22 protein-coding genes and 1 pseudogene are annotated in these 21,819 nt (G+C 65.0%); 13 read left to right on the top strand and 10 right to left on the bottom strand.

Translation table 11 applies throughout. The annotated features are described in order from the left end of the window. Positions 1-278: 278 nt before the first annotated feature. Both V7D81_RS05780 and V7D81_RS05775 read right to left on the bottom strand, forming a co-directional pair. On the bottom strand, positions 279-1,433 hold the full coding sequence (locus V7D81_RS05780; protein ID WP_324315187.1) for an AGE family epimerase/isomerase: 1,155 nt from the start codon (positions 1,431-1,433) through the stop codon (positions 279-281). A gap of 67 nt (positions 1,434-1,500) precedes the next feature. Continuing rightward, complete coding sequence (locus V7D81_RS05775; RefSeq protein ID WP_324315186.1) at positions 1,501-2,457, bottom strand: ROK family protein; 957 nt, start codon at positions 2,455-2,457, stop codon at positions 1,501-1,503. A gap of 69 nt (positions 2,458-2,526) precedes the next feature. Here V7D81_RS05775 and otsB point away from each other — a divergent pair, with 69 nt between their 5' ends. The 6 genes from otsB to V7D81_RS05745 all read left to right on the top strand — a co-directional run bounded on the left by otsB (position 2,527) and on the right by V7D81_RS05745 (position 8,000). Then, positions 2,527-3,261 carry a trehalose-phosphatase gene (gene otsB, locus V7D81_RS05770; RefSeq protein WP_324315185.1) on the top strand — a complete coding sequence of 245 codons (735 nt, stop codon included), beginning with the start codon at positions 2,527-2,529 and terminating at the stop codon, positions 3,259-3,261. 107 nt (positions 3,262-3,368) lie between these two features. Next, positions 3,369-4,247, top strand: coding sequence for a dienelactone hydrolase family protein (locus V7D81_RS05765; RefSeq protein ID WP_324315184.1), 879 nt, complete (start codon positions 3,369-3,371; stop codon positions 4,245-4,247). A gap of 259 nt (positions 4,248-4,506) precedes the next feature. Beyond that, positions 4,507-6,672 (top strand): glycoside hydrolase family 3 C-terminal domain-containing protein, encoded by a 2,166-nt coding sequence (locus tag V7D81_RS05760; RefSeq protein WP_349257610.1) that lies wholly within the window; start codon positions 4,507-4,509, stop codon positions 6,670-6,672. 40 nt (positions 6,673-6,712) lie between these two features. Continuing rightward, positions 6,713-7,267 carry a hypothetical protein gene (locus V7D81_RS05755; protein ID WP_324315182.1) on the top strand — a complete coding sequence of 185 codons (555 nt, stop codon included), beginning with the start codon at positions 6,713-6,715 and terminating at the stop codon, positions 7,265-7,267. Between the two features lie 121 nt (positions 7,268-7,388). Further along, on the top strand, positions 7,389-7,625 hold the full coding sequence (locus V7D81_RS05750; RefSeq protein WP_324315181.1) for a hypothetical protein: 237 nt from the start codon (positions 7,389-7,391) through the stop codon (positions 7,623-7,625). 60 nt (positions 7,626-7,685) lie between these two features. Then, positions 7,686-8,000, top strand: coding sequence for a hypothetical protein (locus tag V7D81_RS05745; RefSeq protein ID WP_324315180.1), 315 nt, complete (start codon positions 7,686-7,688; stop codon positions 7,998-8,000). An 83-nt stretch (positions 8,001-8,083) separates the two neighbouring features. Here V7D81_RS05745 and V7D81_RS05740 read toward each other — a convergent pair whose 3' ends face one another. From V7D81_RS05740 to V7D81_RS05730, 3 genes are all read right to left on the bottom strand, one after another. Further along, positions 8,084-9,442 carry an amino acid permease gene (locus tag V7D81_RS05740; RefSeq protein WP_324315178.1) on the bottom strand — a complete coding sequence of 453 codons (1,359 nt, stop codon included), beginning with the start codon at positions 9,440-9,442 and terminating at the stop codon, positions 8,084-8,086. Between the two features lie 141 nt (positions 9,443-9,583). Continuing rightward, positions 9,584-10,477: a fructose bisphosphate aldolase gene (locus V7D81_RS05735; protein WP_324315177.1), complete on the bottom strand. Its 894-nt coding sequence runs from the start codon at positions 10,475-10,477 to the stop codon at positions 9,584-9,586. Between the two features lie 123 nt (positions 10,478-10,600). Beyond that, positions 10,601-11,923 (bottom strand): acetyl ornithine aminotransferase family protein, encoded by a 1,323-nt coding sequence (locus V7D81_RS05730; RefSeq protein WP_324315175.1) that lies wholly within the window; start codon positions 11,921-11,923, stop codon positions 10,601-10,603. A gap of 156 nt (positions 11,924-12,079) precedes the next feature. On the opposite strand from V7D81_RS05730, the gene V7D81_RS05725 reads away from it, so the two are divergent. From V7D81_RS05725 to V7D81_RS05715, 3 genes are all read left to right on the top strand, one after another. Further along, complete coding sequence (locus V7D81_RS05725) at positions 12,080-13,333, top strand: D-amino acid dehydrogenase (protein WP_324315173.1); 1,254 nt, start codon at positions 12,080-12,082, stop codon at positions 13,331-13,333. Positions 13,334-13,506: 173 nt separating this feature from the next. Then, a complete protein-coding gene (locus tag V7D81_RS05720) occupies positions 13,507-14,583 on the top strand; it encodes a sensor histidine kinase (protein WP_324315171.1) in 1,077 nt (358 codons plus the stop codon). Next, positions 14,580-15,359, top strand: a complete 780-nt coding sequence (locus V7D81_RS05715; RefSeq protein WP_324315169.1) for a LytR/AlgR family response regulator transcription factor — start codon at positions 14,580-14,582, stop codon at positions 15,357-15,359. The genes V7D81_RS05720 and V7D81_RS05715 overlap by 4 nt, the downstream gene beginning before the upstream one ends. Before the next feature lie 3 nt (positions 15,360-15,362). On the opposite strand, the gene V7D81_RS05710 is transcribed toward V7D81_RS05715, so the two are convergent. Genes V7D81_RS05710 through V7D81_RS05700 form a run of 3 tightly spaced genes read right to left on the bottom strand, consistent with a single transcriptional unit; the run spans position 15,363 to position 16,727 of the window. Next, positions 15,363-15,893, bottom strand: coding sequence for a phosphate-starvation-inducible PsiE family protein (locus V7D81_RS05710; protein ID WP_324315167.1), 531 nt, complete (start codon positions 15,891-15,893; stop codon positions 15,363-15,365). A 47-nt stretch (positions 15,894-15,940) separates the two neighbouring features. Continuing rightward, on the bottom strand, positions 15,941-16,279 hold the full coding sequence (locus V7D81_RS05705; protein ID WP_442958334.1) for an ArsR/SmtB family transcription factor: 339 nt from the start codon (positions 16,277-16,279) through the stop codon (positions 15,941-15,943). After that, the gene (locus V7D81_RS05700; protein ID WP_324315164.1) at positions 16,260-16,727 is read right to left on the bottom strand and encodes an SRPBCC family protein; all 468 of its coding nucleotides are present in this window, start codon (positions 16,725-16,727) and stop codon (positions 16,260-16,262) included. The genes V7D81_RS05705 and V7D81_RS05700 overlap by 20 nt, the downstream gene beginning before the upstream one ends. Before the next feature lie 192 nt (positions 16,728-16,919). On the opposite strand from V7D81_RS05700, the gene V7D81_RS05695 reads away from it, so the two are divergent. Together V7D81_RS05695 and V7D81_RS05690 are read left to right on the top strand one after the other, a co-directional pair. Beyond that, entirely contained in the window at positions 16,920-17,432 is a 513-nt protein-coding gene (locus V7D81_RS05695) for a GNAT family N-acetyltransferase (protein ID WP_324315162.1), read from the top strand. Beyond that, positions 17,429-17,902 carry an acyl-CoA thioesterase gene (locus V7D81_RS05690; protein ID WP_324315160.1) on the top strand — a complete coding sequence of 158 codons (474 nt, stop codon included), beginning with the start codon at positions 17,429-17,431 and terminating at the stop codon, positions 17,900-17,902. The genes V7D81_RS05695 and V7D81_RS05690 overlap by 4 nt, the downstream gene beginning before the upstream one ends. 218 nt (positions 17,903-18,120) lie before the next feature. Here V7D81_RS05690 and V7D81_RS05685 read toward each other — a convergent pair. Both V7D81_RS05685 and mddA read right to left on the bottom strand, forming a co-directional pair. Continuing rightward, positions 18,121-18,693, bottom strand: a pseudogene (locus V7D81_RS05685) (class I SAM-dependent methyltransferase); the annotation flags it as partial. A gap of 7 nt (positions 18,694-18,700) precedes the next feature. Then, complete coding sequence (gene mddA, locus V7D81_RS05680; RefSeq protein WP_324315159.1) at positions 18,701-19,459, bottom strand: methanethiol S-methyltransferase; 759 nt, start codon at positions 19,457-19,459, stop codon at positions 18,701-18,703. Positions 19,460-19,709: 250 nt separating this feature from the next. On the opposite strand from mddA, the gene V7D81_RS05675 reads away from it, so the two are divergent. Together V7D81_RS05675 and V7D81_RS05670 are read left to right on the top strand one after the other, a co-directional pair. Beyond that, positions 19,710-21,344: a TPR end-of-group domain-containing protein gene (locus V7D81_RS05675; RefSeq protein WP_324315157.1), complete on the top strand. Its 1,635-nt coding sequence runs from the start codon at positions 19,710-19,712 to the stop codon at positions 21,342-21,344. A 234-nt stretch (positions 21,345-21,578) separates the two neighbouring features. Then, positions 21,579-21,819: hypothetical protein (locus tag V7D81_RS05670; RefSeq protein ID WP_324315155.1), on the top strand; the 241-nt coding region annotated here is incomplete at its 3' end.

Genomic DNA, 21,819 nt, shown 5'->3' with positions numbered 1-21,819 from the left:
CGCGGTCGGATACGGAAATCTCCGGGAAAAATGGGCAGTTCGCTGCCGTTCATGACCAGATCCCCCATACCTGACTGCAGTCTTTCTACCGACGCCGGATGCCGGTCCCTCGCGGGCAGGCGTTCGACGGTGCGTGTTCTGTCTTGTTCAAGTCGCGACGCGCGGCAGATGTACTCATGCATCGCCATCTGCCAGGTCGCGGCCGCGATCTTGCGACCGTATGTCCATCGCTGTCAATTTCTTTGTGAAGTTTGTTTGTTGCGCTGCAAGCGCGGCCGTCAGAGCACCCGTTTCAACGTGTGCTCGAGTTCCGCGATGGCGCAGACGATGTGATAGAACGAACTCGCCGGCGCCGGCTCCTCGACGAACGTGCCGTCGACGTTCAGCTTGTCGCGCCACAGACCGCGGCGAGGCGTATCGAGATACTTCAGCAGGCCGCGCGCGGCAGCGGCCACCATCGCCCAGTACTCGGGCTGCCGCGTCGTTTCCGCTGCGATGCAGGCAGCCTTGATGCGCTCGGTCTGCGGCCACAGACGCGCGAGCGGATCGCGAACGCTGCCGTCGGACAGCAGCGAAGTGATCGCCACGCCGCGCTGTGCATCGACACCGAGACTCTCGCCGAACTGGATCATGCGCAGCGCCGGTTCGCGGGCGCGAATTTCGCCGGTGCGCTCCACCCAGCGCAGCAGCAGCCAGCCCCATTCGAACTGATGACCCGGTTCGACGATGCGACCCTCGTCGCCCGCGATCGGCCGCCATTCGCCGTCGAAGAATTCGCGCAGCAGGCCGGTCACCGGATCGATGAAATGCAGCAGCGCGAGTTCGACGATTTCATTCGCCGTCGCCTGCCAGCGCGCATCGTGATCGAGATCCATCCACGCCAGGCAGGACTCGAACAGATGCATGTGGGAGTTGGAGCCGAGCGGCAGCACGCGGGGATTCGCTTCTTCGAATCCGCCAGCGGGATTCTGCAGCTGCGCGCGTAACTGCTCGTGCAGATCGCGCGCGCTGTCGCGCAACGCATCGTCGTCGAGCGTGTCGTACGCCGCGGCCAGGCCGAGCAATGCGAAGGCCTGGTCGTAGAGCACGGCGCGATCGTCCAGCGCCCTGCCGTCCGCGGTCACGAGCGTGCGATAGAACCGGTCCGGCCGGCGATAGTGGGCGAGAAAGAAATCCAGTCCATGCTTCACTGCTTCTTCATGCGGGCCGCTCCAGCCGAGATCGTCCGCCTGGCTGTAGGCATGGATCTGGCGCGGATGCAGACGCGCGCGACGCGGTGCACCCGTGGCGTTGCCATCGAGCTGCAGGCTTTCGTGGAATCCGCCGCGTTCGCGATCGGCGCCGTGCAGCCACCACATCGGATAGGCGTCTTCGAGCAGCCAGCGTTTCAGCGACTCGCAGAGTTCAGCGGCTTCATGCAGTGCAGACGACATCGACCAGGCTCCGTATCGAGAGGGGTCGCATTCTACCGGCCACGCGCGCAACCGGCTTTCGAGGACTTCACATCAGCCACAGACGCGCGGCGCCGCGTACGCCTGAGGAATCCCCCCAGCGCGCCGGCAGGATTTTCGCTTCCCACGCATCCGAGAAAACGTAAGGCCGAATGGCATCGGGCAGCCGTGCGTACAGCTCTTCGACGTTGGACATGCCGCCGCCGAGCACGAACGTGTCGGGATCGAGTGCATTGACGAGCGCAGCGATGCCGCGCCCCAGTCGACTGACATAACGATCGAGCGCTGCGCGGGCTGAGGCATTTCCCGCACGGGCCTGCCTGATGATCGATTCGCCGTCGAGCCTGGCGCCGCCGGCCTGCGCGAAGTCGCGCTGCAATCCGCTGCCGGACACCCAGGTTTCCAGGCAACCGCGCTGGCCGCACCAGCACTGCGTGGCGTCGAACTCCTCGCGCATCGGCCACGGCAGCGGCATGTGTCCCCATTCGCCGCCGATGCCGTTGGCACCTTCGATCAGGCGTCCGTTCACGACGAGTCCGCCGCCGCAGCCCGTGCCGATGATGATCGCGAACGCGACCTGCGAACCTACCGCCGCGCCATCCACCACTTCGGAAAGCGCCAGGCAATTGGCATCGTTGGCGAGACGCACTTCGCGACCCATCGCCGCCGCGAGGTCTTCGCGAAAACGCCGTCCATTCAGGTAGGTCGAGTTCGCGTTGCGCATGACGCCGGTGCGCGGCGAAATCGAACCGGGCGCGCCGACGCCGACCGTGCCGCGTCCGCCCGTCTGTGCTTCGACGCCGGCCACCAGTTCGCACACCGCACGAATCGCCGCATCGTAGTTGCCAGGATTCGGCGCACGCGTGCGTGCGAGGAAATTTCCGTTCGCATCGAGCGCCGCGACTTCGATCTTGGTGCCGCCGAAGTCGACGCCGATCTGGATGAGCTTCGCACCCTCGGCCGCGAAAGCCGCCTGAATCCCGCTCGCTGTCGTGGTGCTGGACATGGGCGCAGGGTTGCCTGTGATGATTCGTGCGATTGCATCGCTGAAGCGAAGCACGTACTTTGCCTGACGATGACTGTCGCTGCCATTCCTCCGCCGACTCATGATCTCGCGCTGTTTCTCGACGTCGATGGCACGCTGATCGAGATCGCTTCGACGCCGCACGCCGTCGTCGTGCCCGAATCGCTGAAGGCATTGCTGCAAGCGCTGTCGAAACGGCTCGACGGCGCACTCGCGCTCGTCAGCGGCCGCAGCCTTCCCACGCTGGACTCGCTGTTTGCGCCGTTGCAGTTCGCCGCGGCCGGCATTCATGGCTGCGAACGTCGCGCCGCCGACGGCCGCCTGGTGCTGCCGACGATCGACGAGCAACGCTTTGCTGCCGCCCGCGACGAACTTGCGCAATGGAGCCAGCGTCATCCCGGCAGCCTGCTGGAAGACAAGCGGTATGCGCTCGCATTGCACTACCGGCTGGCGCCGCAACTCGAATCTGCCGCCTTCGACGAAGCGCAGCGCGCCTTGCGGCAGCTCGGCGGAACGCACGAACTCCAGCGCGGCAAGTTCGTGTTCGAACTGCGACCGGCGGGGTATTCGAAAGGCACGGCCGTCGCTGCCTTCATGAGGGAAGCGCCCTTTCGCGGTCGCCGGCCGCTGTTCATCGGCGATGACGTGACGGACGAAGACGGCTTCGGCGTCGTCAACGATCTCGGCGGCATTTCCATTCGCGTCGGCGACGTCGCAGAAACCGCAGCCCGGCATCGCCTCGCCGACGTCGGGGCCGTGCATCGGTGGCTCGGGGAACTGCAGTAGGTCCGCGCCGGTAACGGACGTGTCACAACGTCAAGAAGGTTGCGGCGCGCACGGACCTCGGCGCAAGATTTTCGCCCCTTCACGACCCGATCCGAGGAACGCCAGCGATGTGCGACAACGATTCGTTCGATGACATGGTCGAGTATGAACTGCGCGCCCGCGAGCTGTCGCGACGCAGGTTCGGCGCGATCGCGATGGGCACGAGTCTCACCATGATGCTGCCGCCGCTTGCGGGCGCCGCGGTCGCGGTGAAGGAAGCCGAAGTCGAGATCAAGACGCCGGACGGTGTCTGCGATGCGCACTTCGTGCATCCGGCCGAAGGCAGGCATCCGGCCGTGCTGGTGTGGCCCGACATCTTCGGCCTGCGCCCGACGTTTCGCGAAATGGGCAAGCGTCTCGCCGAATCCGGCTATGCCGTGCTCACCGTCAATCCCTTCTATCGGACCAAGAAGGCGCCGACCTCGCCGGAGAAGGCGGACTTCAATGATCCCGCCACGCGCACCGCGCTCATGGGTCTCGCGGGCTCGCTGAACGCGACGACCGCGACCGCGGACGCCAAGGCCTTCATCGGCTGGCTCGACGCGCAGTCAGCGGTCGATACGAAAAAGAAAGTCGGCACGACGGGGTACTGCATGGGTGGACCGATCACGATGCGCACGGCGGCGACCTTGCCGGAGCGGGTCGGCGCCGGCGCCTCGTTCCACGGCGGCGGTCTGGTCACCGACAAACCGGACAGCCCGCACCTGCTGGTGCCGAAGATGAAGGCGCACTATCTGTTCGCCATCGCCCAGAACGACGACGAAAAACAGCCCGATGCGAAGGACGCGCTGCGCGCCGCATTCGCCGCGGTCAAGCTGCCGGCGGAGATCGAGGTGTATCCGGCGATGCACGGCTGGTGTCCGCCGGATTCGCGCGTCTATGACGAGGCGCAGGCGGAGAAGGCGTGGGCGCGGTTGCTCGCGTTGTTCAAGACGGCGCTGGTGTAGCGGAAACGACGGCGGAATGGTTTCGGGTTAAGCGCGCTCTGCTTTCTTCTTCTGCTGTAGGTCAGGCTTCAGCCTGACATTCTTCTGGCCGGCTGAAGCCTGCCCCACAGGCAGATACGTATGGACGAACCGGACACTGCGGCGGACAACGCGATCGTCGAGCAATCACCTACAAGCCGCTGCGCCACCCGCCGATCTTCGAGCGCCTCATCCGACAAGGAGAACGTCCATGCGTCAGCTCAAGTCCGTCGCCCTGCTGATGGGCATCCTCGCCGTGTGCAGCGTCCGGGCCGATGAATCGCCCGAGGCACGCGCACGCGCCACCGAAGCGAAGATGACCGACGACGAACGCTTCTCGCTGATCGTCAGTGTCATGGGCGCCGTGCCGTCGATCGGCGTCCCGCGCGACCGGCGCATCCCGGAAAACGTCAGCAACATGAGCGCAGGCTACACGCCCGGCGTGCCGCGGCTCGGCGTTCCGGCCCTGCAGGCCAGCGACGCGAGCATGGGCGTGACCAATCCGGGCTATCGCCCGGACGACAAGGGCGCCACGGCGTTTCCGTCGTCGATCCTCGTCGGCGCGACGTTCGATCCCGGAATGGCCCGCCAGGTCGGTGCGGCCATCGGCCGCGAAGCGCGGGCGCGCGGCTTCAACGTGCAACTCGCCGGCGGCATCAATCTCGCGCGCGACGTGCGCAACGGCCGCAACTTCGAGTACTACTCCGAAGATCCCTGGCACACCGCCGTGTTCGGCGCCGCGGCGGTCAACGGCATCCAGAGCGAGGGCGTGATCTCGACGCTCAAGCACTTCGTGCTCAACTGCAACGAGACCAACCGTCACTGGCTGGACGCCATCATCGATCCGAATGCGCATCGCGAGTCGGATCTGCTCGCCTTCCAGATCGCGATCGAACGTTCGCAGCCGGGCTCGATCATGAGCGGCTACAACAAGGTGAATGGCACCTACGTCAGCGGCAATGCGCTGCTGCTGAACGACGTGCTCCGAGGCGCGTGGGGTTACAAGGGCTACGTGATGTCCGACTGGGGCGCAGTGCCGGAATGGCAGTTCGCGCTCGCCGGCCTCGACCAGGAGTCCGGGCTGCAGATGGACGTCAGGCAGTGGGGCGGCGAAGCGTTCACGGATCGACTGAAGGCCGCGTACGCCGACGGCAGTTTTCCGAAAGCACGCCTGTCGCAGATGGTCCAGCGCATCCTGCATGCCATCTATGCCGTCGGCGCCGACCAGTGGGGTCCGGCGCCGGCGATCGATCTCTCTGCGCACAACGAAATTGCACTGGAAGGCGCACGTCAGGGCATCGTGCTGCTGAAGAATGATGGCGTGCTGCCGCTTGCCACCGGCAAGCCGCTCAGGATTGCAGTCATCGGCGGGGATGCGCAGGAAGGGGTCATCAGCGGCACCGGATCGGGCGCCGTGCTGCCGGTCGGCGGTTTCGCCGGCGTCGTCAAGATCGGCGGCCCGGGCACGATGGGCGCGGCGCGCAACCTGTACCTGTTCGCGCCGTCGCCGCTTGCGGAACTGAAGAAGGCGTTGCCGGATGCGCAGTTCGAGTTCGATCCCGGCTACACAACGGCGGAAGCCGCGCTGCTGGCGAAGCGCTCCGATGTCGTCATCGCCTTCGGCACCCGCATCGAAGGCGAAGGTTTCGATCTGGCCGACCTGTCCCTGCCGCAGGGCCAGGACGCCGTGATCGACGCCGTGGCCAGCGTGAATCCGAACACGATCGTCGTGCTGCAGACCGGCAATCCCGTATCGATGCCCTGGCGCGACAAGGTGAAGGCCATCGTCGAAGCCTGGTTTCCGGGACAGGCCGGCAGCCAGGCCATCGCAGAGGTGCTTGCCGGCAAGGTGAATCCGTCGGGACGCCTGCCGATCACGTTCCCGGTCAATCTCGCGCAGACGCCCCGGCCCGAGCTGTCCGGCCTCGGCACGCCCTGGGGCACGCCGGTGACCATCCGCTATGACGAAGGCGCGGAAGTCGGATATCGCTGGTACGCGCAACACGATGCCACGCCGATGTACGCCTTCGGTCACGGCCTGAGCTACACGAGCTTCGACTACGGCAAGCTCAAGGTGCGCGGCGGCGACACGATTACCGCGACGTTCACGGTGACGAACACTGGAAAGATCGTGGGCGCCGACGTGCCGCAGCTCTACCTCACGAACGCCGCCGGCGAATCGCGCATGCGCCTGCTCGGCTTCGAACGGGTCCAGCTCGCGCCTGGCGCATCGAAGACCGTGACCCTCAAGGCGGATCCGCGACTGCTCGCGCGCTTCGAGGGCACCAACGGTCTGGGAAAATGGCGCATCGCCAAAGGCACGCACCGCGTCGCGCTCGGCAGATCGGCGGTCGAGCCAGTGCTGACGGCGGAGGCGACGCTGAAGGGGCGCCTGTTCGGAAGCTGATCTGCGTTAATCTTTCGCGAAACCTCATCGCGGAGTGTTCATGCAGCGCGTCGCTCTCGCCCTTCTCGTCGCGTTCGGACTGCTGGCGCCCTGGCGGGCTCACGCCTGTCAGGGGCCCTGGTTCGAGACATCGTTCGATACCGCAGCGCCGACCGCGACCGACATCGTGGCGGTCCAGGTCGAGTCGCTGGCCCTGGAAACCGATCCCTATCGATCCATCGGTCAAACGTTTCGCGGCAAGGTCCGCGTCCTGAAGCACTATCGCGGATCGGGACGGTTCGAAGACATCCGGTACACGAACAGCCGGTGCGGCGGACTGCATATCGACGTCGGCGGCATCTATCTCATTGCCACCAACTCGCAGACGCCGACCATCGAGCTGCGTGCAGACGAGGCGCCCATCGTGGCCCTTACGGGCTTCTTCACGTTCGATCCGCAACCCGTGCTCAGGCTCAGCGATACGGTGAAACAGCTCGAAGCCGCGTTGCGGGGCGACGGCACTTTCGCGATCACGACAGATGCCTCGCGACAGCAATTGTCCATATTCGATCCTGCTCCGCCGGTCCCGCCGCCCGAACCCATCGACACCCCATGACCCCTCCGCCAACTTGTACGGCGCGTTGCGCTTTGGTAGTTTTCTCCATTCAGGACTCTTTTTTCTTATAAGAGAACAAACCATGAAGGCAGGACGGCGAGGCGGAACGATGCTCATCGGGATGACTGCTGCCCTGCTGTGCGCGGCCTGCGGCTCGGGTCCGCAGCTCGTACGCGAGCAGGCGGGCAGCGCGCTGGCGTGCGATGACGCGCAACTGAGCGTCAACAGGACCCAGCGACGTTACCTCGGCGATGACATCTACGAAGCCGAGGGCTGCGGCAAGAAAGCGACTTATGAATGCGACCGCGCCTATGTGCTGCTGATCCCGGTCGGTACCGTGGCCTGTCACAAGAAGTGACGTGCAGCAGGTCCGCACCGTGACCCGACTCCACCTGCACCGCTTCCCGGCCGGCGTCTCATGACTCGCGACGTCTACGCCGGCGACGACGCACTGAACTCTGCGCAGCCGGCGCAGACGCCAACCTCGACCTTCCGTATCTCGCTGCACGCCGACGCCAGCCCCGACGTACTGCTGCGGGTGAGTTCGCATGTCAACGCACTCAATCGCACGCCGGTTTCGTTCGTACTGCAGCGTCAGGCGGACGGGGAAGTGAAGATCGAGATCGTGATTTCCGACTGCACCGCGTTCATGCAGGACATGCTGTGCAGGAAGCTGGCGCAGTTGACGTGCGTGTATGACGTCGACAGCACCGAACAACGCGAGCAGCAATAGTCAGCCGCAGTACCGCCTCCCTGCCCTCCGCCGCTGCGCGGAGGAGGGAAAGACTCCCAAGAACTCACGCGCGGCAGGCTGCATCATGAGTAGCGCAACACGTCTTTATCTCCGTCATCTCCGCGTCCCCTGCCAGCCCGCTTCATCCAGAAATACACCGGCAGTCCCGCCACCAGCAGCGCCATGCACCACCAGAATGCTTCGGCGCCGACGCCGTACAGGGTCCAGAGCGAATACACCGTAGCCAGCGTCGAGACGATGAGCAACGTCACGAGCCTGCCGCCCTTCACCTGCATCTCGCCGCGCCATGCGAGCTTCAACGCCGCCAGCGAACAAAGCAGATACATGACGAGAAACGCCGCCGTAGCGATCAGGATGATGAACGTGAAAATCCTCACCATCGAATCGCTGTAATTCATCAGGACGACGGGCGTGATGAGCGCACTGGTGATGAACAATGCGTGGCCGGGCGTGCCGTACTTCGAATCGCGGGCGAACACGGCCGGAAACACTGCCTCGCGCGCCAGCACGCGCGGCATCTCTCCCTGCACCAGGATCCAGCCATTCAACGCGCCGCAGCCGCTGATGAAGGCGAACAGCGCCACCGCGCTGGCCGCACGATCTCCCCAGAAAATGCGCACGGCATCCGCGAAGGGTGCATTGGACTGCGAAAGTTCGCTGCCGGGGATCAGCAGGATCACCGTAGTCGAGGCGAGCACGTAGATCACCGCGGCGAGCAGCGTACCGATCAGCGTCGCGCGGGGAATCGTGCGTTGCGGATCGATCACGTCGTCGCCGGGTACCGTGGCGCACTCGAGACCCAGGAATGCCCAGAGCGTCAGCGCCGCCGCGGCGGCAATCGCGGGAAACGAGAACGGCTGCGGCTCGACCCGAATGACCGCAGTGTCCTGCGCGATGAAGAGACTGCAGCCGAGAATGATCACCGCCGTCAGCGGCAACAGTTTCAACACCGTCGTGACGATCTGAAATGCGCCGGCGTACTGAACACCGCGCCAATTGAGGATCGTCAGCAGCCAGATGAGTGCGCAGGCAGTGAAGGCTGGTGCGCCGACGGTGGTTTTCAGTACCGGAACGAGTTCAGCCAGACTCGCGACGGTACCGATGGCGATGGCGGCGTTGCCGACCCAACAGGACACCCAGTACCCCCAGGCCATGAGAAAGCCGGCCAGCTCGCCGAAGGCCACGCGCGGATAGACATACGGTCCGCCCGCCTGCGGAAACACTTTCGACAATCGCGCAAACACATAAGCCAGCAGCAGCGCGCCGGCCGCGGTGACGAGCCAGCCGAACACGCTGTTCAATCCGTAAGGCGCGAGCGAGGCCGGCAGCAGGAATACGCCCGAGCCGATGATGTTGCCGACGACCAGCGCCAGGCACATCCAGAAGCCCATCTTGCCGCGTTTGCCGGGAGCTGCACTCATGCGCGCCGCGTGATCGTCGTGTTTGAATAGCCCGCATGGGCAAGCTAACCCGCGCCATCGCTTCTGTCGCGTTTTTCTGGCGCAGGCGATACCGCATCCGCAGCGAACTGCGCATCGCCTGGCCGCCGACGGCTTCCCGGATCAGGTGATCGAGGCGCGGTAGATGCCTTCCATCGCGGTGTCGAGGGTCTTGTTGAATTCCTCGTCCGACTGCTGTGCCGTCAGTCCTTCCGACAACGCGCGCGAGAAGCTGGCGATGACGCCCTTGTTGGCCGCGAGCTTCGCGTTGGCGTCGTCGCGCGAGTAGCCGCCCGACAGCGCGACCACGCGCAGCACTTGCGGATGCGCGACCAGATCCGCGTACAGATTCGCCTTGGTCGGAATCGTGAGCTTGAGCATGACTTTCTGATCGGGACCGAGCGCATTCAGCTCTTTCAGGATCGCGGCCTTCAGCAACTCCTCGGCCTGATCCTTGTTCGGGGTCTTGATGTCGACTTCCGGTTCGATGATCGGCACGAGTCCGGCGGCGAGAATCTGTTTGCCGACTTCGAACTGCTGCTTCACGACCTCGTTGATGCCGGCTTCGTTCGCCTGCTTGATGACCGAACGCATCTTGGTGCCGAACACCTGCCTGGCCTTCGCCCGCGCGAGCAGCGCATCGAGACCGGGGATCGGCTTCATGACCTGCACGCCGTTGCGCTCGTCGGCCAGACCCTTGTCGACCTTCAGGAAGGGCACGATGTGCTTCACTTCCCACAGGTAGGTCGGCGTCGGCTTGCCGGCGATGTCGCGATCCATGGTGTTCTCGAAAAGAATCGCACCGACGAGCCGCTTACCGTCGAACGCCGGGCTGGTGATGATGCGGGTGCGCATCTGGTGCACCACGTCGTACATGCCTTCCTCGCTGGACCAGGCACTGTCCGTAACGCCGTAAAGCGCCAGCGCCTTCGGCGTGCTGCCGCCGCTCTGGTCGAGCGCCGCGATGAAACCCTTGTCGTCCCTGACCTTCTGCAACTGACTGTCGAATGTGCTCACGATGGCTCCTGAAAGATTCCGGCCGCAGGCGCGGCGCAAGGCGATGAATACGATGGAATGCGCGGGGCCCGGATTCTAACTCCAGAATCCGCACAACCAAAACAGCCCTCGCGGTGCGTTCAGCTACCGGTCCTGCGCTTCCTCGATCGACGCCGCGAGAATCGTCATCGCCTCATCGACATTCGCCTTCGAAACCAGCAGCGGCGGCATGAAACGGATCGTGCTCTGGCCGCAGGACAGCAGCAGCAGACCGTTGTGGAAGGCGCGCGTGACGATGCTTTCGCAGAGTTTCGCAGCTGGAGCCTTGGTGCTGCGATCCTCCACCAGTTCCATGCCGAGCATCAGGCCCTTGCCGCGGACGTGGCCGATGCAGGCGAAGCGGCCCTGCAGGTCGCGCAGCTGGTTGATGAAGTAGGTGCCGACCTCGGCGGCATTCGCCATGTACTCCTTCTCGACCAGGTCGAGTGTCGCGAGCGCAGCCGCACAACACAGCGGGTTGCCGCCATAGGTGTTGCCGTGCGCGCCGCGCTGCCATTTTTCCATCAGCGTTCTTTTCGCAACGACCATGCCGATCGGCAGGCCGGAGCCGAGGCCCTTCGCGAGCGCCATGATGTCGGGCTTCGCGTCGAAATGTTCGCTGGCGAACATCTTTCCCGTGCGGCCGATACCGGATTGCACTTCGTCGAAGATCAGCAGGATGCCGTGCCGGTCGCAGAGCTGTCGCAGCCCCTGCAGGAAGCCGTCGGGCGGCACGAGATATCCGCCCTCGCCCTGGATCGGTTCGACCAGGATCGCCGCGACTTCCTGCGCCGGCACGTTCGAACGGAACAGCACGTTCTCGATGTAGCTGAGCACGGCCGCGCCCTGATCCTCGCCGGCGAACAGCGGCCGATAGGCATTCGGATACGGCACGTGCGTGACGCCGGGCATGGTCGGGAAGAATCCCTTCTGCTGGGTGTACTTGCTCGACGTGAATGCCAGCGAACCCATCGTGCGGCCGTGAAAGCCGCCGAGAAAACCGATGAAGCGCGAACGTCCGGTCACGTAGCGCGCGAGCTTCAGTGCGCCTTCGACGGCTTCGGTGCCGCTCTGGCAGAAGAAGCTCATGACGGGCTCGCCCATGGGATTCACGGCATCGATCTTTTCCGCGAGCGCAGTCTGGCGTTCGTGCCAGTAGTCGCTGGAGATGTGCAGGAACTGATCGGCGGCGTCCTTGATCGCCTGCACGACCGCCGGGTGACTGTGTCCCGTCGAACACACGGCGATGCCGGCGGCGAAGTCGAGGAAGCGGTTGCCGTCGACATCCCACACCTCCACGCCCTTGCCGTGCGACATGGCGAAGGGATAGTCGCGCGGGTACGAAGGCGAGGTGACCAGCGCGTCGCGCTGGATCAATGCCTGGGCTTGGGGACCGGGAAGCGGAGTCTTGATGTGGGCGGATTGCATGGTCGTCACTTGTTCAAGAAGCGGAACGAAACAGGAGGGCCGCAAAAGTCTGCGACTGGCTCCGTGGGGCGAGATGCGTTTTGTGGCGCGTTCGGTGATGATGGCAGGCAACGGGTTTATCGCCTTCCGCGTCGATCGGCAATGGGTCGGAACGAGATGAAAGTCATCGTGCTCGGTAGCGGTGTGATCGGCGTGACTTCTGCCTGGTACCTGGCGAAGGCCGGCCATGAAGTCGTCGTGATCGACCGGCAACCGGGTGCCGCACTGGAAACCAGTTTCGCGAACGCCGGAGAAATCTCGCCGGGCTATGCCTCGCCCTGGGCCGGACCGGGCATGCCGCTGAAGGCGATCAAGTGGCTGTTCCAGCGTCATGCGCCGCTGGTGGTGCGTCCGCAGGTCGATCCGGCGCAGTGGCGCTGGATTCTGCAGATGCTGCGCAATTGCACGTCCGCACGCTATGCCATCAACAAGAGCCGCATGGTGCCGATCGCGGAATACAGTCGCGACGTGCTGCGCGAGTTGCGCGCACAGACCGGCATCCGGTACGACGAGCGCTCGCTGGGCACGCTGCAGCTCTTCCGCACCCGGAAGCAGCTCGACGGTGCTGCGGACGACGTCGCGGTACTCAAACAGCTCGGCGTTCCCTACGAAGTGCTGGACCCCGAAGGCTGCATTCGCGCCGAGCCGGGACTCGCCGAAGTCCGTCCGGTCATCGTCGGCGGCTTGCGGTTGCCGCAGGATGAAACGGGCGACTGTCACCTGTTCACGCAGCGTCTCGCCGCGCTGGCGCAGCAGTCGGGTGTGCGATTCCACTATCAGACGCGCATCGAAGGCATCGAGCGCTCGGGCGATCGCATCGGCGGCGTGCGCACGGACCAGGGCCGGCTCGAGGCGGATATATATGTGATGGCGCTCGGCAGCTTCTCGACGCCGATGGCGCGCACGCTCGGCGTCGATCTGCCCATCTATCCGGTGAAGGGCTACTCCATCACCGTCCCGATCGCGGACCTGGCGACGGCGCCGCAATCGACGATCATGGATGAGAGCTACAAGGTCGCGATCACGCGCCTCGGCGATCGCATCCGCGTCGGCGGCACGGCGGAACTGTCGGGATTCAACTCGCGCCTGCACGAAGCACGACGCGCCACACTCGAACTGTCGTTGCTGGGCCTGTTTCCGCGCGCCGGCGATGTCGCGAAGGCGACGTTCTGGACCGGCATGCGGCCGATGACACCCGATGGCACGCCCATCGTCGGCCGCAGCCGCTACGCCAATCTCTATTTCAACACCGGCCATGGCACGCTCGGCTGGACGATGGCCTGCGGCTCGGGCCGGATCATTGCGGACCTCATCTCGGGGCGCGCGCCGGATATCGATGTGAGCGGGTTGAGTCTGGAACGCTATCGCTGAAATCCTCGCTCCCCCTCTTCTGTAGGTCAGGCTTCAGCCTGACTGTTTTCAGGCCGGCTGAAGCCGGCCCCACAGGAAGAGGGCGATGCGACCAACGAATGGCAAGCGCCGCAACGACCGCTGCCACACGCCGGCCGTGTCAGGCATCGCAATCGTTCGTCTATAGTCGACGCATGACGTCCGTTGCCGCTTCATCCGCCGTACCGCGAGGCCTGTCGCGCCTCTTCGGCCTGCAGCGCATCCGCGTCACGCTCATCGCGGCGGGACTGCTCGGACTGCTGCTGAGCCTGCCCAGCGAGACGGCCACGTACGTCGTCGTGCTGCGCGCCTTGATCGTCGGCTTCGCCGCCATGCTGATGTTCGGCGTGTTCGAGCAATGGCCGCGCACGCTGCGGCGTGTGCCTCGCTCGGTACTGCAGCTCATCGCGATCGTCGTCGTGATTCCGTTGGCTGCGATGCTTGCGTACACCCTGACCACCCACGACTACGAACAGTTCACCGACGACCAGAAGCGTGCGATGGCCGCGGGCTTCGGCATGCTCGTGTTCACGGGCATCCTGTTTGCTCCCTGGATCGCCGTGGGCGCCATGCTGAAACAGCGCGACACGTTCGCCCGCGAACAGGCGCTGGCGTTCGAGCTCGAACGCAGCCAGCTCGAACGCAGTGCGCTGGACGCGCGCCTGCGACTGCTGCAGGCGCAGGTCGAACCGCACTTCCTCTTCAACACGCTCGCCAACGTGCAGGCGCTGGTCGACGCCGGATCGCCGCAGGCCTCGCGCGTGCTGGCGAGCCTGATTGCGTATCTACGCGCCGCGGTGCCGCGCATGCACGAATCGTCGACCCGACTCGACCAGGAGCTGCGACTGGTGCGCGCCTATCTGGACGTCATGCAGATGCGCATGCCCGATCGCCTGCAGTTCTCGCTGCGCGTCGATCCGGCCGCGCAGGCCCTGCCCTGTCCGCCGATGACCGTGCTGACGCTGGTCGAAAACGCAGTCCGGCACGGCATCGATCCGAGCGAGGACGGCGGCCGCATCGATATCGATGTCATGGTGCGCGGCGAGCGCTGCATCATCCGCGTCAGCGATACGGGCGTCGGCCTGCAGGCCTCCAGCGACGGACTCGGCACGGGACTCTCCACGCTGCGCGAACGATTGCGCCTGGCGTACGGCGGCAGCGCGCAGCTGCGGCTGCTCGAAGTCGAGCCGCGGGGTGTCTGTGCCGAACTCGACCTGCCCATGCCGTCATGACGCAACCGACTGCATTGATCGCGGACGACGAACCGCTGCTGCGCGACGCGCTGGAGCGGATGCTGCTGCGGGCCTGGCCCGAACTCATCATCGTCGCGCAGGCCCGCAACGGTCGCGAAGCCATCGACCTGTTCGAGACGCATCGGCCGGCCATCTGCTTTCTCGACGTACACATGCCCGGGATCACGGGCATCGAAGCGGCCAGCCACATCGGGCGCCGTGCGCATCTGGTATTCGTGACGGCCTACGATCAGTACGCCGTGCAGGCCTTTTCGCAGGGAGCACTCGACTACCTGGTGAAGCCCGTCGAACCGCAACGACTGGCAGATACGGTGGCGCGACTGCAGGAACGGCTGCGCAGCGCACAACCGGCACTGAATACGGAGGCCGTGCTGCAACAGCTCGTTCAGTCGCTGCGGCTCGGCGCGTCCGCCGCGCCGCTGCGCTGGATCCGCGCTTCGATCGGCTCCACCGTGCGCCTCATTCCGACCGAGGACGTCGACTACCTGCGCTCGGACGAGAAGTACACGCGCGTGGCCTGGCGCGACGACAACGGCAAACCGCAGGATGCCATCGTGCGCACGCCGCTCAGGGAACTGATCGCGCAGCTCGATCCCGCACAGTTCGCCCAGGTGCACCGCTCCGCCGCCGTGAATCTGCGCGCCGTCAGTCACGTGATCCGCGGCGAGAACGAGACCGCGGACATTCATCTCAAGGGACGCGAGGAAGTGCTGCCGGTCAGCCGCAGCTACCTGCATCTGTTCCGGCAGATGTAGCGCTCAGGCGTCGGGCGTGGCGTCCGCGGCGATTCTGGAGTCGCCGGCACGTTTCACGAGGTAGTAGCCCGCGGTGACCGCGATGGTCAGTGCGCCGATGCCGAGCATCGTCATGCCCGTCATGTGCTCGAAGTCCAGCACGATGATGTGCCGGCCGATCGCGATCGTGGCGACGATCAGGATGATCTCCAGTCGCAGGCGGTGCTCGGTGAAATACGTGCGCAGCGTGTCCAGCAGTTCCAGGCCGAGGATGATCAGCAGGATGCCGGCAAAGGCGCGCTGCAGCGCCCGCTGCAGCTCGGGCACGGAATCGACGTTCGTCGGCCCGGTGCCGCTGGTGATTCGATGCTCGATCGCCTGGTAGATCAGGTAGAACATTTCGGCGATGGCGATCGTCAGCACGATGAGCAGCAGCACCTGCAGCAGCACGATGACGATGCGTTCGAATCGTACGGTCAGGTCAGTCAGGGGTCCGGAGCTGCCGATCATTGTTGTTTCCTTCGTTGCGTCGGTGGCGCGCGCGGCCGATTTCACGGCTGCAAGCCGCGGATTGCAAGTCGCGACCTGCCGCAGTCGTGGCGCTACTCCTCCACGGCGGCGCGCAGACGTTCGATCGCCGCATCCCAGTGCGCGGAAATGATGTCGAGGCACTGGCGCGCCTCGTCCAGCTTCGCCGGTTCGATCTCCCACATCTGCTCGCGCCCCTGCCGCAGGCCGCGCACCAGCCCCGCGTCCTGCAACACGTGCAGATGCTTGGTGACCGCCTGGCGCGTCACATCGACATTGGCCGTCAGCGCCGCGATCGATGCCGGACCGCCCGAGCACAGCCGCGCCACCAGCCGCAGGCGGGTCGCATCGCCCAGCGCCGCAAACACCGGGGCCGCGGCGTGCAGTTTCGCTTCAGGGCGTCTGGGCAACATACCGCTCCAGCGCCACGGCCTGTTCGTTCCAGCCGCCGACGTTCTCCTGGTACACCTTCGCGCGACGCGCCAGCGACAGCTGGTTGAAACCCGACTCGGTGATGGTGAGTTCGGTGCCGCCGGCCACCTCCTTGAGTTCGAACACGACCAGCGTCGTCGGCTCCGCCGAATAGTCGGCCTGCGGATCCTTCATGCCCGGATGCCAGCGCCAGGAAAACAGCGATTCGGCGCGCATCTCTTCGACGAAGATGAAGTAGTCGTCGTCGCCCGCGATCTCCGGCCGCATCACCATGCGCACGCGCGCACCGGGCTCGAACTGGCCTTCCCATTTCGCGACGCCGAACCAGGCACAGAATTCTTCGATGTTCGTCAGCGCACGCCAGACTTTGCTGCGCGGTGCGCGCAGGGTGATGCGCTTCTCGATCGTGCGGGGCGTAGCGGTGTTCATGGCGGATACCTCGGCGGCGGAGAGGGCGGCTGACATGCAATCGTTCGGTTGCATGTTAGGCGGGCCCGCGGCACATATGCAACCATATGGTTGCCTTTCGATGATTCGACATCGAGTGCACCGGTCAGCACGGATCTGGCACGCGATCTCCGACGATGACACTATCCGCGCGCCGAAAACCGGAAGTCATCCATGGCAACAGTCGAGATCGTACCGGCGACGACAGCGCAACGAGCGGCGCTGGAAAACCTGATGCAGCTCTACATCCACGACTTTTCCGAGCACTGGGCCGGGCGGAGCGAAGGCGAGCTGCGCGAGGACGGCCGGTTCGCACCGTATCCGCTGGATGCGTACTGGAGCGAGCCCGCGCACGTGCCGCTGCTGATTCGTCGCGGCGGTTCGCTGATCGGCTTCGCGCTGCTGAATGCGAATTCTCATACGGGGCAGCCGGTGGATCGCAACGTCGCGGAGTTCTTCATCGCGCGCAAGTATCGGCGCACCGGCGTCGGCACCGAGGCGGCGCATGCCGTGTTCGCCCGATATCCGGGGCAATGGGAAACGGCGGTCGCGCGCCGCAACCTCGCGGCGCTGGCGTTCTGGCGCAAGACCATCGCGGCGTGCCCGCAGGTGTTCGATCTCGGGGAACACGACATCAACGACGCACACTGGAATGGACCGGTGATTCGCTTTCAGACCCGCTCATGACTTCGGCAGCGGATTTCGACCTGCCCTCGCCGTACCTGATGGAGATTCGCGTCGAGGAACGCGACATCGATGCGTACCAGCACGTGAACAATGCGGTGTACGTGACCTGGTGCGACCGCTCTGCCTGGCATCACTCTGCCGCACTGGGAATACCGATCGAGCGATGTCTGGAACTCGATCGCGGCATGGCGGTGGTGCGTACGTCGATCGCCTATCTGCGCCCGGCGTTTCGCGACGATTCGCTGGTCATGGCCACCTGGCTGCTGCCGGCAGACAGCCGGTTGTGCCTGCGGCGGCGCTTTCAGTTGATGCGACCTGTCGACGGCACGACGCTCTGTCGGGCGGAAGTCGAATATGCGTGCATCGAACTGTCGAGCGGCCGGCCGGTGCGCTGGCCAGCCGAGTTCCGGCCGGCGTATGCGAGCCGGTCCGACGTGCTGGCAGCGTTGCCGCAGCTGACACCGGTGTAGGAAGCGGCCGGTTTCTCGGCGAGATAGGCCACGCGCGACAGCCGCCGTTCGCTGGCGAGCCGATGCACGACGGCGAGAAATGCCTGCCGTCCTTCGAACCGCTCCCGCCCTTCCACATCGAGCAGTTCGCTGCGATGCCGTTCGCGCGCACGATGCCAGCGCCCCGACACCAGCGCGGCATTGCCGGTGACGTCCTGCTGCGAAAGCGGCCTGAAGCCGGCCAGCTCCAGCAGTTGCTCGTTCGTTCCCTGCGGAACGAACACGAAGGAACCGACACCGCTGCGCTGCGCGAGCTGCTCGCCGCTCACCGGGCCGGTGATCACCGCCGGATCGGTGAACATCACGCGCGCGCCCGGTTTCACGACGCGATGCCATTCCCACAGCATGCTCAGGCGCTGCGGGAAGCGGTTGAGCGAATCGATGCACACCAGCGCATCGAACGATCCATTGTCGAACGGCAACGGCGCGTTCGCATCGACCGCACGGAAGTTCGCGCTGCCGACTCGCCTGCCGTCGGCAAGCCGGCAGGCCATCGCGACTGCATGCTCGTCGGCATCGATGCCGACGACATTGCAATCCGTCTGGTCGCCGAGATAGAGCGTCGGCCCGCCGGAACCGCAGGCGACTTCGAGCACCTGCTGTCCCGGCCGGAGATTGAGCCATGCGATGAAGCGGTCGTACTCGTCGAGCGTCAGCCAGCTGTTCTGGCCGATGTCGTCGCCGAAAGCCTCGCGACGGATCTCGGCCAGCAGCTGCGCGTCGCCGAACAGATCTGCATGCGTCGCTGCCATGTCGTGTTCATCCGCCGACAGCGATCCGGCGGTCCGGCTGCCGGCGCTTCAGCCGCGGAATCAGCATGGGCACGCGGCGGCGATAGTTCTCGTACTCCGGATGGGCGGCCACCAGGTCGCGCTCTTCGAACTGGATGGCGACCAGGATGTACGCCGTCGTGACCAGTGCGAAGAACAGGTGCGTCACCGTCATGACCGGTGTCGCCCAGAAGACGATCAGCCAGCCCACGTACAGCGGATGACGCACGATCCGGTACGGCGCAGGCGTCGCGAACTTCAACGGCGTGTACGGCTTGCCCAGCAGTTGCAGCCACACCTGGCGCAGGCCGAAGAGATCGAAATGGTTGATCAGGAACGTTGCGACCAGCACCAGGCCCCAGCCGAATGCATAGGCGGCGTGGAGCGCGCCACGCGCGAGCGGCGAGGCGACTTCCCACACGACCCCTCCGAGCGGCTGCCAGAAGGAAAACAGCGCGATCAACGCCAGGCTGGAGAACAGCACGTAGGTACTGCGCTCGGCGGCGTGCGGGATGAGGCGCGTCCACCAGCGCTTGAATGCCGGTCGCGCCATGACGCTGTGCTGAAGCGCGAACAGCGTGAGCAGTCCGAGATCGACCAGCAGCGCATTTGCCAATGGTGCGTCGCGGACGGAATCCATCGACTTCGGCACCCACAGGTTGCCGATGAAACCGATGGCGTAGAGGAACGTCGCGAGAAAGACGGCATAGCTGGCGATGCCGTACAGAAAGATCAACAGTCGTTTCATGGCCTTTTCTCCAGAACAGATGAACGATTCGTCGCGCCGCCACTCACCCGCGTCATGCACCGGTCCCTGGCGTAGGTCAGTGACTACGGCTGCCCATGGATCAGCACCCGTCGGGCCGCTTGTGCGGTCACAGGCGTTGTGACAAAAGGCTAAGGTTCCGGCCGTTGACGAGTCCCGGGCGCTCACCGGGAATTGACCGGGATTTGGCCGGGAATCGACGGGATCAGTCGCCGTGTCGCACCAGCTCTTCATGAACGAACCAGTCACCTTCGGTCCGTATCGTTTCGATGCGCAGTCGTCGCGACTGTGGACGGGCGAACAGGAAATCCGCCTTACGCCCAAGTCGGCGGCGGTGCTGGGCATGCTGCTGCAGCGCGCGGGCCAGCCGGTAACCAAGCAGGAACTGTTCGCTTCCGTGTGGAGCAACACCATCGTCAGCGACGATGCGCTCGTGACCTGCGTCCAGGAACTGCGCAAGGCGCTCAAGGATGACGCGCGCGTACCGAGCTATATCGAGACGCGTCATCGTTCCGGCTATCGCTTCGTCGCATCGGTCAGCGCGGGTACGACACTGGCGCAGCGAACCGGCGCACCTTCGCAGCTGACGACGATCGCCGTCCTGCCGTTCACGGACATGAGTCCGGGCCGCGACCAGGACTACTTCTGCGACGGTCTTGCCGAAGAACTCATCGATGCGCTGACCCAGGTCGATGGTGTGCGCGTGGCAGCGCGCAGCCTGTCGTTCCAGTTTCGCGGCGCCGGCATCGATCTGCGCGAAGTCGGCCGTCAGCTCGGCGTCGGCGCGATCGTCGAAGGCAGCGTACGCAAGGCGGGCGATCGCCTGCGCATCACGGTGCAGCTGGTGGATGTCGCGAGCGGCTACCAGCAATGGTCGCAGCGTTTCGAGCGCGAGATCGGCGATGTGTTTGCGATCCAGGACGAGATCGCCGCCAGCGTCGCAACGATCCTGCGCGGCGGCGATCTGTCGACGCGCGAGCGCCAGGCGCTGCGCCGCCCGGAAACCGGCGCCGAGCCTTACGAATACTTCCTGCGCGGACGGCAGAGCCTGCATCGCATGCGCCAGCCCGATCTCGAACGCAGCCGGCGCATGTTCGAACACGCCATCGAACTCGACCGTCGCTACGCGCCCGCCTGGGCGGGGCTCGCGACCCTCCATGCATTGCTGTACGAATGGTGGGGCTCGCACACGGAGGATCTGCAGCGCGCCGATCTCGCCAGCCACACCGCGATGGAACTGGCGCCGCAACTCGCCGACGCGCATGTGGCACGCGGCCTCGCACTGTCGCTGCATCGTCGCTACGAGGAATCCGAGCAGCATTTCGAAGCCGCGATCCGCATCAATCCGAATCTCTACGATGCCCACTACTACTACGGGCGAACTGCGTTCGCCCACGGCGCGCTGGAACGTTCCGCCGAACTCTTCCGACGCGCAGCGGAAGTGCGTCCGGAAGATTTCCAGAGCCAGATGCTGTATGCGCAGTCGCTCTTCATGGTGGGACGAACCGCCGAAGCGCGGGAAGCCAATCGCGCCGCTGTCGTTCGTGCCGAACGCATTCTCGCGCTCAACCCGGTCGACGGCCGCGTGCTGTCGCTGGGCTCGGGCGCCTTGCACTCCGACGGCCAGACCGAACGCGCCGTGGAGTGGGCACAGCGTGCGCTGCAACTTTATCCGGACGACATGAGTGCGCTGATGAATGCCACCTGCCTGATGGCAAAACTCGGCCGCAAGGAAGATGCGCTGACCTATCTGGAACGCGCGCTCGGTCGCGGCTGGGGCAAACGCGACTGGATCGAACAGGACTCCGACTACGACAGCCTGCGCGACGATCCGCGTTTCCAGGCGCTGATGGCGAAACTGAAATAGCGCCCACGTCGACGCGATGTCGACGTGACTATGTAAAGCGCGCCGCGCGATTCGTTTCGGCAAACGGAACCTCGATCACGGCATGGACATTTCGCCGCCGTCGCACGTGCAACATGCATCCCTTCCGCAGGTACTGCATGGCATGATCGACGCGTTGGATGGACCGTCGATGCTGTTACATAACCCGGTCATCGCGAGCAACGCTGCTTGCGAACGGACCGCAGAGGTGACGTCATGAAGCAACCAGGAGACTCGTCTTTCTCGTCGGATGCCGAGATGGAAGTGGAACTCACCACCCAGGATCTCGTCGGCCTGACGCCGGCGTATCCCGTCGCGCCATCGATCACCTCCGTCGAAACCGCGACGCTCGTTGCCGTCGCTGCACCGGCTGCGAATGCGGCAGCGTCACCTGCAAGCCCGGCGAACCTGCGCTGGCTGGCGCCGCGAGCCGTCGGTCTCGCTGCGACAGTGGCGG

This window comes from Povalibacter sp., from assembly GCF_036735925.1.
Classification (GTDB): domain Bacteria; phylum Pseudomonadota; class Gammaproteobacteria; order Steroidobacterales; family Steroidobacteraceae; genus Steroidobacter.
The sequence above is the reverse complement of the archived record's forward strand: the minus strand, read 5'-3'. Positions and strand labels throughout refer to the sequence as shown.

What these genes read in the sequence shown, in the direction of transcription:
- V7D81_RS05780 (WP_324315187.1), bottom strand. Translation starts at nt 1,433, where the DNA reads ATGTCGTCTGCACTGCATGAAGCCGCTGAACTCTGCGAGTCGCTGAAA.
- V7D81_RS05775 (WP_324315186.1), bottom strand. Translation starts at nt 2,457, where the DNA reads ATGTCCAGCACCACGACAGCGAGCGGGATTCAGGCGGCTTTCGCGGCC.
- otsB (WP_324315185.1), top strand. Translation starts at nt 2,527, where the DNA reads ATGACTGTCGCTGCCATTCCTCCGCCGACTCATGATCTCGCGCTGTTT.
- V7D81_RS05765 (WP_324315184.1), top strand. Translation starts at nt 3,369, where the DNA reads ATGTGCGACAACGATTCGTTCGATGACATGGTCGAGTATGAACTGCGC.
- V7D81_RS05760 (WP_349257610.1), top strand. Translation starts at nt 4,507, where the DNA reads ATGGGCATCCTCGCCGTGTGCAGCGTCCGGGCCGATGAATCGCCCGAG.
- V7D81_RS05755 (WP_324315182.1), top strand. Translation starts at nt 6,713, where the DNA reads ATGCAGCGCGTCGCTCTCGCCCTTCTCGTCGCGTTCGGACTGCTGGCG.
- V7D81_RS05750 (WP_324315181.1), top strand. Translation starts at nt 7,389, where the DNA reads ATGACTGCTGCCCTGCTGTGCGCGGCCTGCGGCTCGGGTCCGCAGCTC.
- V7D81_RS05745 (WP_324315180.1), top strand. Translation starts at nt 7,686, where the DNA reads ATGACTCGCGACGTCTACGCCGGCGACGACGCACTGAACTCTGCGCAG.
- V7D81_RS05740 (WP_324315178.1), bottom strand. Translation starts at nt 9,442, where the DNA reads ATGAGTGCAGCTCCCGGCAAACGCGGCAAGATGGGCTTCTGGATGTGC.
- V7D81_RS05730 (WP_324315175.1), bottom strand. Translation starts at nt 11,923, where the DNA reads ATGCAATCCGCCCACATCAAGACTCCGCTTCCCGGTCCCCAAGCCCAG.
- V7D81_RS05725 (WP_324315173.1), top strand. Translation starts at nt 12,080, where the DNA reads ATGAAAGTCATCGTGCTCGGTAGCGGTGTGATCGGCGTGACTTCTGCC.
- V7D81_RS05720 (WP_324315171.1), top strand. Translation starts at nt 13,507, where the DNA reads ATGACGTCCGTTGCCGCTTCATCCGCCGTACCGCGAGGCCTGTCGCGC.
- V7D81_RS05715 (WP_324315169.1), top strand. Translation starts at nt 14,580, where the DNA reads ATGACGCAACCGACTGCATTGATCGCGGACGACGAACCGCTGCTGCGC.
- V7D81_RS05705 (WP_442958334.1), bottom strand. Translation starts at nt 16,279, where the DNA reads ATGTTGCCCAGACGCCCTGAAGCGAAACTGCACGCCGCGGCCCCGGTG.
- V7D81_RS05700 (WP_324315164.1), bottom strand. Translation starts at nt 16,727, where the DNA reads ATGAACACCGCTACGCCCCGCACGATCGAGAAGCGCATCACCCTGCGC.
- V7D81_RS05695 (WP_324315162.1), top strand. Translation starts at nt 16,920, where the DNA reads ATGGCAACAGTCGAGATCGTACCGGCGACGACAGCGCAACGAGCGGCG.
- V7D81_RS05690 (WP_324315160.1), top strand. Translation starts at nt 17,429, where the DNA reads ATGACTTCGGCAGCGGATTTCGACCTGCCCTCGCCGTACCTGATGGAG.
- mddA (WP_324315159.1), bottom strand. Translation starts at nt 19,459, where the DNA reads ATGAAACGACTGTTGATCTTTCTGTACGGCATCGCCAGCTATGCCGTC.
- V7D81_RS05675 (WP_324315157.1), top strand. Translation starts at nt 19,710, where the DNA reads ATGAACGAACCAGTCACCTTCGGTCCGTATCGTTTCGATGCGCAGTCG.